We start from the raw sequence: 14,767 nt of genomic DNA, 5'->3' as shown, positions 1-14,767 counted from the left end.
GCTCAGCCGCTGAGGCGCACCGGCATGATCAGGTACTTGTAGGCCTCGTCCGCCTCGGCGTCCAGCGCCGGCTTGCCGCTGAGCAGCGCGGGCTTGGTGGACGTCGTGAACGACAGCTGCGCCACCGGGGAGTCGATGGCGCTCAGGCCGTCCAGCAGAAACGTCGGGTTGAAGGCGATCGAGATGTCGTCGCCCTCCAGCTGCGCGTCCACCCTTTCCACAGCCTGTGCGTCGTCGCTGGAACCGGCCTCCAGGATCAGCACGCCCTGCTCGAAGCTGAGCCGCACCGGGGTGTTGCGCTCGGCGACCAGGGCCACGCGCTTGACGGCCTCCACGAAGGGGGCGGTCTCGATGACGGCGACGCTGTTGAACTCCGTCGGGAACAGCGTGCGGTACTTCGGGAGGTCGCCCTCCAGCAGCCGGGTCGTCGTACGGCGACCGGCGCCCTCGAAACCGATCAGGCCCTCGCCGGAGCCCGAGCCGGACAGCGCCAGGATCACCTGGTCGCCGCTGGTCAGGGCCTTGGCGGTGTCCAGGAGCGTCTTGGCGGGCACCAGGGCGACAGCGGAGGCGTCGGGGTTCTCCGGCTTCCACAGGAACTCTCGGACCGCGAAGCGGTAGCGGTCGGTGGACGCCAGCGTGACGGTGTCGCCCTCGATCTCGATGCGGACACCGGTGAGGACGGGCAGCGTGTCGTCACGGCCCGCCGCGATGGCGACCTGGGAGGCGGCGGAGGCGAAGACCTCGCCGGGGACCGTGCCCGTCGCGTTCGGCATCTGCGGCAGGGCCGGGTACTCCTCCACAGGCAGGGTGTGGAGTGTGAACCGGGACGAGCCGCAGACCACCGTCGCCCGTACACCGTCGGTGGAGATCTCCACCGGCCGGTTCGGCAGCGCCCGGCAGATGTCCGCGAGCAGGCGGCCGGAGACCAGGACCGTGCCCTCCTCGTCGACCTCGGCCTCCACGGACACCCGCGCCGAGACCTCGTAGTCGAAGCTGGACAGGCTCAGCTGGCCGTCCTCGGCCTTCAGCAGCAGGCCGGCGAGGACAGGCGCCGGCGGACGGGCCGGGAGGCTGCGTGCCGCCCAGGCCACTGCCTCCGCGAGTACGTCGCGTTCCACCCGGATCTTCACTGTTGCCGCCTCCTGCTGTTGCCGGCGCTTCTCGCTCTGCCTGGCCCTCGTCGTCTGTCTCGGTGTCGACGGTCCCTGTGACGGGGAGGACACCGGGGACCAGTCTGACGCACGGCACTGACAGTAGGTGCCCCTCGGGGTCAAGTTGTGACGAGGCGCGGTCGGGCACCGAAGACCGAGTTGTGCACAGGGCCCCCTTCGAAACGGATTCCCAGCTCTCTCTAGTCGGGAGTAGTAGTAGGGCCTGTGGATACCGTGGATAACCTCGTTTGCCCAGCTCAGAGCAGGAATTTTGTCCACGGGTCCTGTGGGTGGAGGCGGTGGACAACTGGGCGCGTCTGTGGAGAACAGAAAGTTCTGCACACGCCATGCACAGGGAGAGGTGAGTTCTCCCCAGCGTTGTCCCCAGCTTTACCCAGCTTTCCCACAGCCCAACCTGGCAGCTTTGTGTGACGCCTTTCACTCGACCCGGTGAGGAGGCGCGTCGTGTTGCCGAACAGTGGACAGGGATGTGGAGAAGCCACGGTTTGCTGGGGACAACTGACCCCAGCCTGTGGGTTGCCGGTGGACAACTCGGTGCACAGCCTGTGGATCATCTCGTCATCCACAGGCTGTGGAGATCCTTTGTCCACGAATCCACAACCACCTGAGCTGGTCTGATGGTCTTTCAACAGCGGCAGCTGTGGACACGATCTGGACAACTCCCCGATCCCCAGGATGTGGACGGCAGAAAGTCACCGAATCTGTGGAGAGAGGCCGTAACCCGGCCCGTAATCGAACAGCGGGTTGCGGGTGGGTGTGCGGGGCGGGAGCGGGTGAGGCGGCGGGCATGGGAGCGGGTGAGGGAGCGGAGGGAGCGGGTGAGGGGGCTCGGCGTATGAAGAAGGGCGCCCTGGATGCTCCGGGGGCGCCCTCAGCGGACTCCAGCCGCCGTCGGCGGCCGGTCGCCGTCAGCCGTTCTTGATGCGGTTGGTCAGCTCGGTGACCTGGTTGTAGATGGAACGGCGCTCGGCCATCAGGTTGCGAATCTTGCGGTCCGCGTGCATGACCGTGGTGTGGTCGCGGCCGCCGAACAGCGCGCCGATCTTCGGCAGCGACAGGTCCGTCAGCTCACGGCACAGATACATGGCGATCTGCCGGGCCGTGACGAGGGCGCGGCCCCGGGACGTGCCGCACAGGTCCTCGACGGTCAGGCCGAAGTAGTCGGCGGTCGCGCCCATGATGGCCGTGGAGGTGATCTCGGGGGCCGAGTCCTCACCACCGGGGATGAGGTCCTTGAGGACGATCTCCGTCAGGCCGAGGTCCACCGGCTGCCGGTTGAGCGAGGCGAACGCCGTGACCCGGATCAGGGCGCCCTCCAGCTCGCGGATGTTGCGCGAGATCCGGGACGCGATGAACTCCAGCACCTCCGGCGGCGCGTTCAGCTGCTCCTGCACCGCCTTCTTGCGGAGGATCGCGATCCGCGTCTCCAGCTCGGGCGGCTGGACGTCCGTGATCAGACCCCACTCGAAACGGTTCCGCAGCCGGTCCTCCAGCGTGACCAGCTGTTTCGGCGGCCGGTCGGAGGACAGCACGATCTGCTTGTTGGCGTTGTGGAGGGTGTTGAAGGTGTGGAAGAACTCCTCCTGAGTCGACTCCTTGTCCGCGAGGAACTGGATGTCGTCGACGAGCAGGATGTCCATCTCGCGGTACCGCTTGCGGAAGCTGTCGCCCTTGCCGTCGCGGATGGAGTTGATGAACTCGTTGGTGAACTCCTCCGAGCTCACGTACCGCACGCGCGTGCCCGGGTAGAGGCTGCGCGCGTAGTGCCCGATCGCGTGCAGCAGGTGCGTCTTGCCGAGTCCGCTCTCCCCGTAGATGAACAAGGGGTTGTACGCCTTCGCCGGTGCCTCGGCCACGGCGACCGCGGCCGCGTGGGCGAAACGGTTGGAGGCGCCGATGACGAAGGTGTCGAAGAGGTACTTCGGGTTCAGCCGCGCGGTGGGTTCGCCGGGGCCGGTCGCCGGGGCGGGCTGTGCGGCCAGTGGGCCGGGGGCACCGGTCGTCGGCAGGTTCGAGCCGACCGGGCCGCCTCGGTGGACGTGCCCGGAGCCGGCCGGCGGCTCGGGCAGCTCCCGGCGTACCGGGTCGCGCTGGTCGTAGTCGCCGCGTGACGTGTCGTAGTCGGGGCGCTGCTGCTCGTAGGAGGGGCGCTCCATGGGCTGCGGGCGGTAGTCCTGCGAGGAGGAGCCGTATGTGTCCTGGGAGCCGTAGGAGTTCTGCGAGCCGTACGCGTCCTGCCCGGGTGACGCGTACGGGTCACGCTCGGGGAAGCCGAGGCGCTGCTGCTGCCAGCCGTAGTCGTCCTGCTGTGTGGGCCGTGGCCAGGCGCCGGGCTCGGGGCGCTGGTACTCGGACGGGTAGGCGGGGCGGGCGGTGGGAAGCTGATCTGCGCGCGTAGGCGGAAGCTGGTCACCGGCCGGGTCGGGCAGTTGGTCGGCCCGGTGGCGGCCGTATCCCTCGTACCCGTCGCGGTCCTGGCGGTCATAGGGGTCGCGTTCCGGACGGTCGTATCCGTCGCGCTCGGGGCGGTCGTACCCGTCACGGTCGGAACGGTCGTAGGCCTCGCGTTCGGGTCGGTCGTAGGCCTCGCGTTCGGGTCGGTCGTACGCGTCCCGCTCGGGGCGGTCGTAGCTGTCACGGTCTGGGCGGTCGTACGCGTCGCGGTCCTGGCGTGCGGCCGGGAGCTCGGGCTCCTCGTAGCGCGGCTGGGTGCGGGCCGGGGGCGCCGGCGCGGCGGGGGGCTCGCCCGCGGAGTCGTCGACGGTGATGGCGATCCGGATCGGGCGGCCGCACTCGCGGCTCAGCGTCTCGCTGACGATCGGTGCCAGCCGGCCCTCGAGTACGCCTTTCGCGAATTCGTTCGGTACGGCGAGCAGAGCGGTGTCCGCGACCAGCGCGAGCGGCTGGCAGCGCCGGATCCAGTGCTCGTCCTTCCCTTCCACCCCTTGGCCGCGGCCCTCCCCGAGGAGCTGCTCCAATACGCGTGGCCACACTGCGGCAAGATCGGCAGGTACGTCAGCCACAGGGCACGCTCTCTCACAGGTCCCACGAACGTGTGGTTCTGGGACGGCTCGGGATGTAAATCGGGTGGGGCAGGGATAAGGGAACGAATCGGAGTTCCGTCACGGTAGTCAGGGCGGCCGGTACGGTTCAAGTTGTTGTCCCCAGCCTGTGGACAAGTGTCTCCCGGCGACTCCTGGTTTGACCGGATGGCGTAGCCGCGCGTACCGTAACCAGGTCGAGTTGTCGATGGCTGCTGCCGCCTGCCTCCGATGGGCACAGATCATTTGGGTGATCGGTCAGCGGTGCACTCGGGCGTAACTGCGAGCTACTCGTGGGCGCACGGTGACAGCCAGGACGGCACCCCGCAACTACCGATTTCTTCTGGAGCCCCCGAGTGAGCAAGCGCACCTTCCAGCCGAACAACCGTCGTCGCGCGAAGACCCACGGCTTCCGCCTGCGGATGCGTACCCGTGCCGGTCGCGCGATTCTCGCGAACCGCCGCAGCAAGGGTCGCGCCAGCCTGTCCGCCTGATCCTGATCAGGTCATGACGTCGTGCTGCCTACCGAGCATCGGCTGAGGCGGCGCGAGGACTTCGCGACCGCGGTACGGCGAGGGCGCCGGGCTGGACGCCCGCTCCTCGTCGTCCATCTACGTAGCGGTTCCACGGACCCGCACGCGCCTGGGGAGAGCGCTCCCCCGACGCGTGCGGGTTTCGTCGTGAGCAAGGCAGTGGGTGGTGCGGTCGTGCGGAACACAGTGAAGCGCAGGCTTCGCCACCTGATGCGGGAGCGAGTGGCCCAGCTGCCCCCCGGTAGCCTGGTAGTCGTACGAGCGCTGCCCGGATCGGGCGACGCCGACCATGCACAGCTGGCCCGAGACCTGGATGCCGCTCTCCAGCGGTTGCTGGGAGGGGGCGCGCGATGAAGTACCCGCTGCTGGCTCTGATCAAGCTCTACCAGTGGACGATCAGTCCGCTGCTCGGGCCGGTCTGCAAGTACTACCCGTCGTGCTCCCACTACGGCTTCACGGCCATCGACCGGCATGGTGCCATCAAGGGAACGGCACTCACGGCCTGGCGCATCCTGCGATGCAATCCGTGGTCGCTGGGCGGTGTGGATCATGTCCCGCCGCGTAAGCGCCCGCGGTGGCACGAAATGCTGCGTAACGCGTGGCGTGCACGCAAGGGCGGGCCCTCCGCCGCGGGACCGGCGACCGAGGGACAGACTTCTCCCACAAGTCCGTCCAGTCCTTCGGGCCCGGCCGCAGAGACACCGTCCCATGCCCAAGGAGCATGATTAGTGGACACGATTGCCAGCCTCTTCAGCTTTATCACCACACCCGTCTCCTGGGTCATCGTCCAGTTCCACTCGGTGTACGGCGCCATCTTCGGCCCCGACACCGGCTGGGCCTGGGGCCTGTCGATCGTGTCCCTGGTGATCCTGATCCGTATCTGCCTCATCCCGCTCTTCGTGAAGCAGATCAAGTCGACTCGGGCCATGCAGACGCTGCAGCCCGAGATGAAGAAGATCCAAGAGCGCTACAAGAACGACAAGCAGCGTCAGTCCGAAGAGATGATGAAGCTGTACAAGGAGACGGGTACCAACCCGCTCTCCTCGTGCCTTCCGATCCTGGCGCAGTCCCCGTTCTTCTTCGCCCTGTACCACGTGCTCAACAGCATCGCGACGGGCGACACCATCGGTGTGATCAACCAGAGCCTGCTGCAGAGCGCGCAGAAGGCGCACATCGTCGGTGCTCCGCTGGCGGCGAAGTTCACCGACAGCTCGTCGAAGGTGGAAGCACTCGGTGCCTCCCTCACCGACGTCCGTGTGGTCACCGCCATCATGATCGTCCTGATGTCGGCGTCGCAGTTCTTCACCCAGCGCCAGCTGATGACGAAGAACGTCGACACCACGGTGAAGACCCCGTTCATGCAGCAGCAGAAGATGCTGATGTACGTCTTCCCGGTCATGTTCGCCGTCTTCGGTATCAACTTCCCGGTCGGTGTCCTCGTCTACTGGCTGACCACCAACGTGTGGACCATGGGCCAGCAGATGTACGTGATCCACAACAACCCGACCCCGGGTTCCAAGGCCCAGGCCTCGTACCTCGACCGCCTGACCAAGCACATCGCGCAGCACAACAAGGTCGGCAAGCGCCGTGACCGGGCGATCGTCAAGGCGATCGTCGCCAAGGGCCGCGACCGCAACGAGTTCGAGCGCAAGTTCATCAACGGCCTGAGCAAGGCCGGACTCGCTGCCCAGGCCGACGGCACCGTGATCAAGAGCGACAGCGCGGCCGCGGCTCAGGCCGAGGACGGTACGCCGATCACCGGCGGCACCCCGAAGCGTCAGCAGCCCAAGCGGCAGAGCAAGTCGCAGCGGCAGCACGGCGGCGCCAAGGCGGCCGGTGAGACCGACGAGCCGAAGACGTCGCTGACCAAGTCCGGCGAGCCGGAGGACACCAAGCCCGCCGCTGCCGCCAAGAAGGGCGGCCCGAAGCCCGCCGGCGGTACCCGCAGCAAGGCCCAGTCCGGACAGCGCAAGGGTCCGCAGCGGCCCAAGTCCCCGTCCAAGAAGTAAGAAGGAGTCCATCCCGTGACGGAAGGCACCACCTCCGCCGCTGCCGAGGGTGCAGACACCCTGACTCGCCTGGAGCAGGAAGGTGAGATCGCGGCGGACTACCTGGAGGGTCTGCTCGATATCGCCGATCTCGACGGCGACATCGACATGGACGTCGAGGCCGACCGTGCCTCCGTCTCGATCATCAGCGACTCGGGCGGCCGTGACCTGCAGAAGCTGGTCGGCCGTGACGGTGAGGTCCTGGAGGCGCTCCAGGAGCTCACCCGTCTGGCCGTGCACCGGGAGACCGGTGACCGCAGCCGCCTGATGCTCGACATCGCCGGTTACCGTGCGCAGAAGCGCTCGGAGCTGTCCGAGCTGGGCGCCAAGGCCGCCGCGGAGGCCAAGAGCAGCGGTGAGGCCGTGAAGCTGAAGCCGATGTCGCCGTTCGAGCGCAAGGTCGTGCACGACGCGGTCAAGGCCGCGGGTCTGCGCAGCGAGTCCGAGGGCGAGGAGCCGCAGCGCTTCGTCGTCGTGCTGCCCGCCTGATCGGCGTTTTCTTTCCCCGGCCCCGTCTGTTGAGCAGGCGGGGCCGAACTTTGTCAGCCTGATAGTTCTGGTGGTTCTGGTGTCGGCGCCGGGTGCGCTGACGCGGTACGGAAGGACGGTCCCCCGTGACGGAGGCAGCGGAGCTTCCCCCCGCGCCCGAGCAGGCGCGCGAGGTGTTCGGTGATCGCTTCGCGGATGCGGTGCGGTACGCCGAGCTGCTCGCTGAGGCCGGTGTGCAGCGTGGCCTCATCGGCCCGCGTGAGGTGCCTCGCCTGTGGGAGCGGCACCTGCTGAACTGTGCGGTGCTCTCGGAGGTTGTGCCCGACGGCGTGACCGTGTGTGATGTCGGCTCGGGTGCTGGTCTTCCCGGCATTCCGCTGGCGCTGGTCCGCACCGACCTGAAGATCACGCTTCTGGAGCCGCTGTTGCGGCGCACCAACTTCCTCACCGAGGTCGTGGAACTACTCGGCCTTGATCATGTGACCGTGGTGCGCGGGCGAGCCGAAGAGGTCATGGGGAAGATCCAGCCCGTCCATGTGGTGACGGCCCGAGCCGTGGCGCCGCTCGACCGGCTCGCCACCTGGGGCATTCCGCTGCTGCGGCCGTACGGGGAGATGCTCGCGCTCAAGGGTGACACCGCCGAGGAGGAGCTGAAGAGCGCCTCGGTGGCGCTGAGCAAGCTGGGTGCGGTGGAGACGTCCATCCTGCATGTGGGTGAGGGTGTGGTGGACCCGTTGTCCACTGTCGTGCGGGTCGAGGTCGGGGAGAGCCCTGGCGGTGTGCGCTTCGCCGCGAAGCGGGCGAAGGCGGCTCGTACGGGGCGGACGCGTCGTCGACGCTGATCCGTCCTGAGGACGAGACGTACTCCACACAAGCTGCCAAACCTATGCATGCCGGAGTGTCGCGGCAGTTGGGCCACGGCTGCTGTGCATCGTGTTTCACGTGAAACGTCGCTCACTGCTGCACGGCATCATCAGTCGTGGCCGCGCTGCGGCCGAACCCCGCGACCGAAAGCCTCTTGGTTCACTCGATGAGGGACCCGAGGTATCCACAGAGGTGGATTTCTCCACAGAACGCCAGGCCTCACTGGTTCACGACCCCGAAGACATGGGAGGCTCTGTTCATTGCGAGCCTGAAGTCGAGGAGAGTGAATCCTTGCGGTCCGACGCCAACATCGCGGGACCGATGACCGATCCGGTCCCCGGTCCCCGTACCGAGTCGATGGGGGCGGATGTTTCACGTGAAACACCGCCTCCGATGGACGACACTCCCATCGGTCGTGCTGCCCAACTGGCGGTGGAGGCTCTGGGTCGTGCCGGCGAGGGCTTGCCACGGCCCGAGCAGACCCGCATCATCGTGGTCGCCAACCAGAAGGGCGGTGTGGGCAAGACGACGACGACCGTCAACCTTGCCGCATCACTGGCGCTGCACGGCGGCCGGGTCCTTGTGGTCGATCTCGATCCGCAGGGCAATGCGTCCACCGCGCTGGGCATCGACCATCACGCCGAAGTCCCTTCCATCTATGACGTGTTGGTGGAGAGTCGGCCTCTCTCCGAGGTCGTCCAGCCGGTCCCCGATGTAGAGGGCCTCTTCTGTGCCCCCGCCACGATCGATCTCGCCGGTGCGGAGATCGAGCTGGTGTCTCTGGTGGCACGGGAGAGCAGGCTGCAGCGCGCGATCCAGGCGTACGAGCAGCCGCTGGACTACATCCTCATCGACTGCCCGCCCTCGCTCGGTCTGCTGACGGTCAACGCCCTCGTGGCGGGCCAGGAGGTTCTGATCCCGATCCAGTGCGAGTACTACGCGCTGGAAGGCCTCGGGCAGCTGCTGCGCAACGTCGACCTGGTGCGGGGGCACCTCAACCCCGCCCTGCATGTGTCGACCATCCTGCTCACGATGTATGACGGCCGGACACGCCTCGCGTCCCAGGTCGCTGAAGAGGTACGCACCCACTTCGGCGACGAGGTGCTGCGAACGAGCATCCCCCGATCCGTCCGTATCTCGGAGGCGCCGAGTTATGGCCAGACGGTTTTGACCTACGATCCAGGATCGAGCGGTGCCCTCTCCTATCTGGAGGCGGCACGCGAGATCGCGCTGAAGGGCGTCGGCATCAGCTATGACGCCACGCACGCCCATATCGGCGCACAGCAGAACGACCCGAGCATGGTGGAGGGCATCCAGTGAGCGAGCGACGGAGGGGGCTGGGTCGTGGTCTCGGCGCACTGATCCCTGCCGCACCGACGGAGAAGTCGGTGGCCCAGGCCGCGGCGGGGAATGCTGCTTCCACGTCCCCGGCGGCAGTCCCGGTGCTGCCGAGCGATCGTGGGGTGGCGGCGGCGAAGGTGGCGACCCTGCCGGCTGTTTCACGTGAAACAGAGGAGCCGGTGCAGCCGAGTGCTGCGTCGACGCCTGCGGCACCCATCGGTGCGCATTTCGCCGAGATCCCCCTCGACTTCATCACGCCGAACCCGCGTCAGCCTCGTGATGTGTTCGACGAGGACGCGCTGTCCGAGCTCATCACCTCCATCAAGGAAGTGGGGCTCCTTCAGCCGGTCGTCGTACGGCAGGTGGGTGTCGACCGGTACGAGCTCATCATGGGTGAGCGCCGCTGGCGGGCCTGCCGTGAGGCGGGGCTGGAGGCGATCCCGGCGATCGTGCGGGCCACCGAGGACGAGAAGCTCCTCCTGGACGCATTGCTGGAGAACCTGCACCGTGCGCAGCTGAACCCGCTGGAAGAGGCCGCCGCCTACGACCAGCTGCTGAGGGACTTCAACTGCACGCACGACCAGCTGGCGGACCGCATCGGCCGATCCCGCCCGCAGGTTTCCAACACCCTGCGTCTGCTGAAGCTCTCGCCGGCTGTGCAGCGCCGGGTCGCAGCCGGAGTGCTTTCCGCCGGCCACGCCCGGGCGCTGCTGTCCGTCGATGACTCGGAGGAGCAGGATCGGCTGGCTCATCGCATCGTGGCCGAGGGCCTCTCGGTGCGGGCCGTCGAGGAGATCGTGACTCTGATGGGGTCGCGCCCGCAGAAGGCTCAGAAGCCGAAGGGCCCGCGTGCCGGTGCCCGGGTTTCTCCGGCCCTGTCCGAGCTCGCCACACGGCTCTCGGACCGCTTCGAGACGCGGGTGAAGGTCGACCTGGGACAGAAGAAGGGCAAGATCACCGTCGAGTTCGCCTCGATGGAGGATCTTGAGCGGATCCTCGGCTCACTCGCTCCTGGCGAGGGGCCGGTGCTGCAGAACAGTCTCTCGGAGGACGACTCCGAAGAGAGCGAGTCCTGAGCCTCTGGCATGGGGCCTCCGCTGTGCGGGGAGACAGAGCGAGCCGTGTCCGGGATGTGCCGGAACATGGCTCGCTCTTTCCTTTCTGGCGGTATCGATGGAATCGCATCGTGGATACGATGCGTCAGGTAGGGCGCAACCACTCGGCAGCACCTCTGAAAGGGAGCCAGGGGCCATGCGAACCATGAGCCGCACCGGACTGATGAGTGCCGGTTTGGGGCTGGGAGCGGTCGGTGGGTTCATCGGCAGTCTCCTCAGGGAACGGAGCGCTCTGACAGCCGCCCGCGACGCGGTGGCGGGCGAAGGAAGCGAGGATCAGCCTTCATGGGCCGCCGGCTCGTACCGCTCACGCTGGACAACCTCCAGGACCTTCCCAAGCGTTGTCGCTCGTGTGTCTTCTGGGAGCTCGACCCAGTCAGCGGTGAGGCCGCGGTAAAAGAGGGCACGTCCGCTTCGGAGAAGGAAGCCTGGATCTCAGCGGTGCTGCTGGACTGGGGCTCCTGCGGCCGGGTCGTGTACGTCGACGACGTGCCCGTGGGATATGTGCTCTACGCCCCGCCCGCCTACGTCCCCCGATCCGCGGCATTTCCCACGAGCCCCGTCTCGCCGGACGCGGTGCAGTTGATGACCGCGTTCATCGTGCCCGGCTACCAGGGGCAGGGACTGGGCAGAGTGATGGTGCAGACGGTCGCCAAGGATCTGCTGCGGCGTGGGTTCAAGGCGATCGAGGCCTTCGGAGACGCGCGCTGGAAGGAACCGGCCTGTGTGCTGCCCGCCGACCATCTCCTCGCGGTGGGCTTCAAGACGGTCCGCCAGCATCCCACCCATCCGCGGCTGAGGCTGGAACTGAGGTCGACGCTCTCCTGGAAGGAAGACGTCGAGATGGCTTTGGACCGGCTTCTGGGAGCCGTGCAGAAGGAGCCTGCGCTGCGGCCGCTGTGAGCAGACAGACGAATGGGCCAACCCTTTCGGGTTGGCCCATTCGTGTTTCACGTGAAACATGCACTGCTGGTGCGACGTTTCAGCCGAGTCACTCGGCGATGAAGGCTTCGAGGTCGCGGACGATCGCGGCCTTCGGCTTCGCGCCCACGATGGTCTTGGCGACCTCGCCATCCTGGTAGACGTTCAGGGTCGGGATGGACATGACGCCGTACTTGGCGGCCGTACCCGGGTTCTCGTCGATGTTGAGCTTGACGATCTCGATCTTGTCGCCGTACTCGGCGGCGATCGCCTCGAGGGACGGAGCGATCTGGCGGCACGGACCGCACCAGGCGGCCCAGAAGTCCACCAGGACAGGCTTGTCGCTCTTGAGGACGTCCTGCTCGAAGGAGTCGTCGGTCACGTTCTTCAGGGTGCCGGCCACGGCGGGCTCCTTAACTGGTTGGTGCGTGAGGCGGGTAGGGGGGAGGTCAGACAGAGGTCTTCTCGGGCTCGGGCTGCTCCTCGTCCGCCAGGGCGGCGAGGTAGCGCTCGGCGTCGAGAGCTGCGGAGCAGCCGGTCCCGGCCGCGGTGATCGCCTGACGGTAGGTATGGTCGACCACGTCGCCGGCGGCGAAGACACCGGTCATGTTGGTGCGCGTCGACGGCGCGCTCACCTTCAGGTAGCCCTCTTCGTCCAGGTCGAGCTGGCCCTTGAAGAGCTCGGTGCGCGGGTCGTGGCCGATGGCGATGAAGAGTCCGGTCACCGGCAGGTCCGAGATCTCACCGGTCTTGAGGTTGCGCAGCTTCAGACCGGAGAGCTTCGGGTCGCCCTGGATCTCGGCGACCTCGCTGTCCCACACGAAGGAGATCTTCGGGTCGGCGAAGGCACGCTCCTGCATGGCCTTGGAGGCGCGCAGGGTGTCGCGGCGGTGCACGACGGTCACGGACTTGGCGAACCGCGAGAGGAAGGTGGCCTCCTCCATCGCGGTGTCACCGCCACCGATCACGGCAATGTCCTGGTCCTTGAAGAAGAACCCGTCGCAGGTGGCGCACCAGGACACACCGCGGCCCGACAGGGCGTCCTCGTTCGGCAGTCCGAGCTTGCGGTGCTGCGAGCCGGTAGCGACGATGACGGCCTTCGCCCGGTGCACGGTGCCGGCCGTGTCCGTGACGGTCTTGATCTCACCGCTCAGATCGACGGAGACGATGTCGTCCGGGACGAGCTCGGCTCCGAAGCGCTCCGACTGGGCACGCATGTTGTCCATGAGCTCGGGGCCCATGATTCCGTCCTGGAAACCCGGGAAGTTCTCGACGTCGGTGGTGTTCATGAGGGCACCACCCGCGGTGACGGCACCCTCGAACACCAGTGGCTTCAGCGACGCGCGCGCGGTGTAGAGCGCCGCCGTGTAGCCGGCGGGCCCGGAGCCGATGATGATCACGTTACGGACGTCGCTCACGGCTTGTTTCCTCGTCTCTGGACTGCGTCGGTCGAGCGGTGGGAGTTCTCTATGACCTCTCACCCCACCCAACGGATCCTAAGGGGCGCGCATTCCCGCTGTGTCCGGGCACACGGAGATGCCGTGCCCTGCGGTGACCCAGCAGCAGGAGGGACGAGGTGTTCGCTCAGGTCGAGGGGTAGGTGCGCTGCAGGAGCACCTTGCCGGCCGCGGTGGGCGGCTTGTGATCGACACAGGTCGCGTCGACGATGTAGGCGGTGACCCGAGTGTCGTCAGCGGCGTCGGGAAGCAGCACGAGCATGGCCTTCTTCCCCTGGTAGGTGCCGTTCTCGGCGGCGAGGGCAGCGTCGTCGCGACCGATGCCGTCACGGACGCAGCCGGGCACCACGACCTCCCTGGCGAGCTTCGGCTGGTTGGTGCCAGGAGCCGTCGCCGCGCCGAAGGGAGTGCGGGAGCCGCCGCCCTTGGTCTTGTTCTCGGCCAGGAGACCGGTGACCTGCTCCGGCAGTTTCCCCTCGGAGAAGGTGTCCGCCGCCGTGGTCTGCCGTTCGGCTTCCGCGCCGGTGGGAGGCTTGTTGTCGCCGAGCGACGTCAGCAGGACGGATCCCAGACCCAGGGCGGCCACGGTGAAGACGGTCCCCAGAACGGCGATCCTGCGGCGTCCACTACGGGTGCGGCTCTTACGGCCCGGGCCGGTGGTGGAGAGACGGGGGCGACCGGCAGGCCGGTCGGGGGGCGTCGATGTTTCACGTGAAACACGCCCGTCGCTGTCGTCGCCGTCGTTCTGGGAGGCGGAACCGGGAACGCTCATCGGGTCCGGGCTCTCCGCGGCCTCGGTACCCGCGGCGTTCAGCAGGGCCTCGGCGGCGAGAGCGGCATCGATGCGACCGGCGACCTCGGCGGGCATGCGAGGCGGACCCGGAAGGGTGCCGAGCAACCCGCGGATCTCCTCCAGGGAGGCGTAGACGTCGGCGCAGAGCTCGCAGTCGTCCAGGTGCCGTCGCAGCTCGGCGGTCCGGTCCGGTGGGAGGAGACCCTCGGCGAGGTCGGAGATCTCCGCGACGTCCGGGTGCCCGGCCATGTCTGTCGTCGACGTCACGCTCGTCCACCTCCGCCCTTCACTGCAGCTGAGTCGCTCGGTCCTGTGTCCGGGGGTTCCGCTCGGTTCGGTCCCGCTGCGGGTGGGACGGCCGGCCCCTGCGTCCGGTTCCGTTCTCCGCCCGGGTTCTTGCCCTCACCGCCGTGGTCCGGCCTGAGATGGGTGAGCAGCGGCAGGAGTCTGGCTCGTCCGCGCGCACATCTGCTCTTCACCGTGCCGGTCGGCACGTCGAGGATGCGGGCGGCCTCCGCGACCGGGTAGCCCTGCATGTCCACCAGGACGAGCGCGGCGCGCTGGTCGGCCGGGAGGGTTCCCAGGGCTTCGATGAGCTGCCGGTGGAGATCGTTGCGCTCGGCGGGGGCCGAGGCCGACTCGTGCGGCTCCAGCAGCTGCTCAAGGCGTTCGGTGTCGTCGACGGGAGAGGTCTTGCGGGAGGCCGCCTTGCGGGCGCGGTCCAGGCAGGCGTTCACCGTGATCCTGTGCAGCCACGTCGTGACGGCGGACTGGCCCCGGAAGGTGTGGGCGGCCCGGTAGGCGGACACGAGGGCGTCCTGCACAGCGTCAGCGGCCTCCTCGCGGTCACCGAGCGTCCGCAGGGCGACGGCCCAGAGCCGGTCGCGATGCCGCCGCACGATCTCACCGAACGCGTCGGGGTCGCCTTCGACGTGCCGGGCGAGCAGATCCTGATCGCTCACTCCGTCAAATCCGGTGCCGTCTGCCATC

15 protein-coding genes are annotated in these 14,767 nt (G+C 67.7%); 9 read left to right on the top strand and 6 right to left on the bottom strand.

Annotated elements, in window-relative coordinates; translation table 11 throughout:
* Positions 1-2 precede the first annotated feature (2 nt).
* Both dnaN and dnaA read right to left on the bottom strand, forming a co-directional pair.
* The gene (gene dnaN / locus ACFZDE_RS18700) at positions 3-1,133 is read right to left on the bottom strand and encodes a DNA polymerase III subunit beta (RefSeq protein ID WP_390998519.1); all 1,131 of its coding nucleotides are present in this window, start codon (positions 1,131-1,133) and stop codon (positions 3-5) included.
* 950 nt (positions 1,134-2,083) lie between these two features.
* Entirely contained in the window at positions 2,084-4,198 is a 2,115-nt protein-coding gene (gene dnaA, locus ACFZDE_RS18695) for a chromosomal replication initiator protein DnaA (RefSeq protein WP_391200811.1), read from the bottom strand.
* Between the two features lie 374 nt (positions 4,199-4,572).
* On the opposite strand from dnaA, the gene rpmH reads away from it, so the two are divergent.
* The 9 genes from rpmH (at position 4,573) to ACFZDE_RS18650 (ending at position 11,509) form a co-directional block, all read left to right on the top strand.
* Entirely contained in the window at positions 4,573-4,710 is a 138-nt protein-coding gene (rpmH, locus tag ACFZDE_RS18690) for a 50S ribosomal protein L34 (protein WP_005482975.1), read from the top strand.
* Positions 4,711-4,731: 21 nt separating this feature from the next.
* The gene (rnpA, locus tag ACFZDE_RS18685; protein ID WP_390998514.1) at positions 4,732-5,103 is read left to right on the top strand and encodes a ribonuclease P protein component; all 372 of its coding nucleotides are present in this window, start codon (positions 4,732-4,734) and stop codon (positions 5,101-5,103) included.
* Positions 5,100-5,474 carry a membrane protein insertion efficiency factor YidD gene (gene yidD, locus ACFZDE_RS18680; protein WP_358280244.1) on the top strand — a complete coding sequence of 125 codons (375 nt, stop codon included), beginning with the start codon at positions 5,100-5,102 and terminating at the stop codon, positions 5,472-5,474. Before rnpA ends, yidD begins: the two co-directional genes overlap by 4 nt.
* 3 nt (positions 5,475-5,477) lie before the next feature.
* Positions 5,478-6,758, top strand: coding sequence for a membrane protein insertase YidC (yidC, locus tag ACFZDE_RS18675; RefSeq protein ID WP_390998510.1), 1,281 nt, complete (start codon positions 5,478-5,480; stop codon positions 6,756-6,758).
* Between the two features lie 15 nt (positions 6,759-6,773).
* On the top strand, positions 6,774-7,286 hold the full coding sequence (locus tag ACFZDE_RS18670; protein WP_185008428.1) for a R3H domain-containing nucleic acid-binding protein: 513 nt from the start codon (positions 6,774-6,776) through the stop codon (positions 7,284-7,286).
* 125 nt (positions 7,287-7,411) lie between these two features.
* Positions 7,412-8,128, top strand: coding sequence for a 16S rRNA (guanine(527)-N(7))-methyltransferase RsmG (rsmG, locus tag ACFZDE_RS18665; RefSeq protein WP_097217901.1), 717 nt, complete (start codon positions 7,412-7,414; stop codon positions 8,126-8,128).
* 265 nt (positions 8,129-8,393) lie between these two features.
* The gene (locus ACFZDE_RS18660) at positions 8,394-9,470 is read left to right on the top strand and encodes a ParA family protein (RefSeq protein ID WP_185008886.1); all 1,077 of its coding nucleotides are present in this window, start codon (positions 8,394-8,396) and stop codon (positions 9,468-9,470) included.
* The gene (locus tag ACFZDE_RS18655) at positions 9,467-10,567 is read left to right on the top strand and encodes a ParB/RepB/Spo0J family partition protein (RefSeq protein ID WP_390998506.1); all 1,101 of its coding nucleotides are present in this window, start codon (positions 9,467-9,469) and stop codon (positions 10,565-10,567) included. The genes ACFZDE_RS18660 and ACFZDE_RS18655 overlap by 4 nt, the downstream gene beginning before the upstream one ends.
* Before the next feature lie 324 nt (positions 10,568-10,891).
* Positions 10,892-11,509, top strand: a complete 618-nt coding sequence (locus tag ACFZDE_RS18650; protein ID WP_391200809.1) for a GNAT family N-acetyltransferase — start codon at positions 10,892-10,894, stop codon at positions 11,507-11,509.
* 88 nt (positions 11,510-11,597) lie between these two features.
* On the opposite strand, the gene trxA is transcribed toward ACFZDE_RS18650, so the two are convergent.
* The 4 genes from trxA to sigM all read right to left on the bottom strand — a co-directional run bounded on the left by trxA (position 11,598) and on the right by sigM (position 14,766).
* The gene (gene trxA / locus ACFZDE_RS18645; protein WP_020134150.1) at positions 11,598-11,930 is read right to left on the bottom strand and encodes a thioredoxin; all 333 of its coding nucleotides are present in this window, start codon (positions 11,928-11,930) and stop codon (positions 11,598-11,600) included.
* Between the two features lie 46 nt (positions 11,931-11,976).
* Positions 11,977-12,945 carry a thioredoxin-disulfide reductase gene (gene trxB / locus ACFZDE_RS18640; RefSeq protein ID WP_390998500.1) on the bottom strand — a complete coding sequence of 323 codons (969 nt, stop codon included), beginning with the start codon at positions 12,943-12,945 and terminating at the stop codon, positions 11,977-11,979.
* Between the two features lie 166 nt (positions 12,946-13,111).
* Positions 13,112-14,044 carry an anti-sigma factor family protein gene (locus ACFZDE_RS18635; protein WP_391200807.1) on the bottom strand — a complete coding sequence of 311 codons (933 nt, stop codon included), beginning with the start codon at positions 14,042-14,044 and terminating at the stop codon, positions 13,112-13,114.
* Positions 14,041-14,766 (bottom strand): RNA polymerase sigma factor SigM, encoded by a 726-nt coding sequence (gene sigM / locus ACFZDE_RS18630; RefSeq protein WP_391200805.1) that lies wholly within the window; start codon positions 14,764-14,766, stop codon positions 14,041-14,043. Before sigM ends, ACFZDE_RS18635 begins: the two co-directional genes overlap by 4 nt.
* Between the last annotated feature and the right edge of the window lies 1 nt (position 14,767).

Origin of the sequence: Streptomyces sp. NPDC007929 (assembly GCF_042959065.1) — a bacterium.
Lineage (GTDB): Bacteria > Actinomycetota > Actinomycetes > Streptomycetales > Streptomycetaceae > Streptomyces.
The sequence above is the reverse complement of the archived record's forward strand: the minus strand, read 5'-3'. Positions and strand labels throughout refer to the sequence as shown.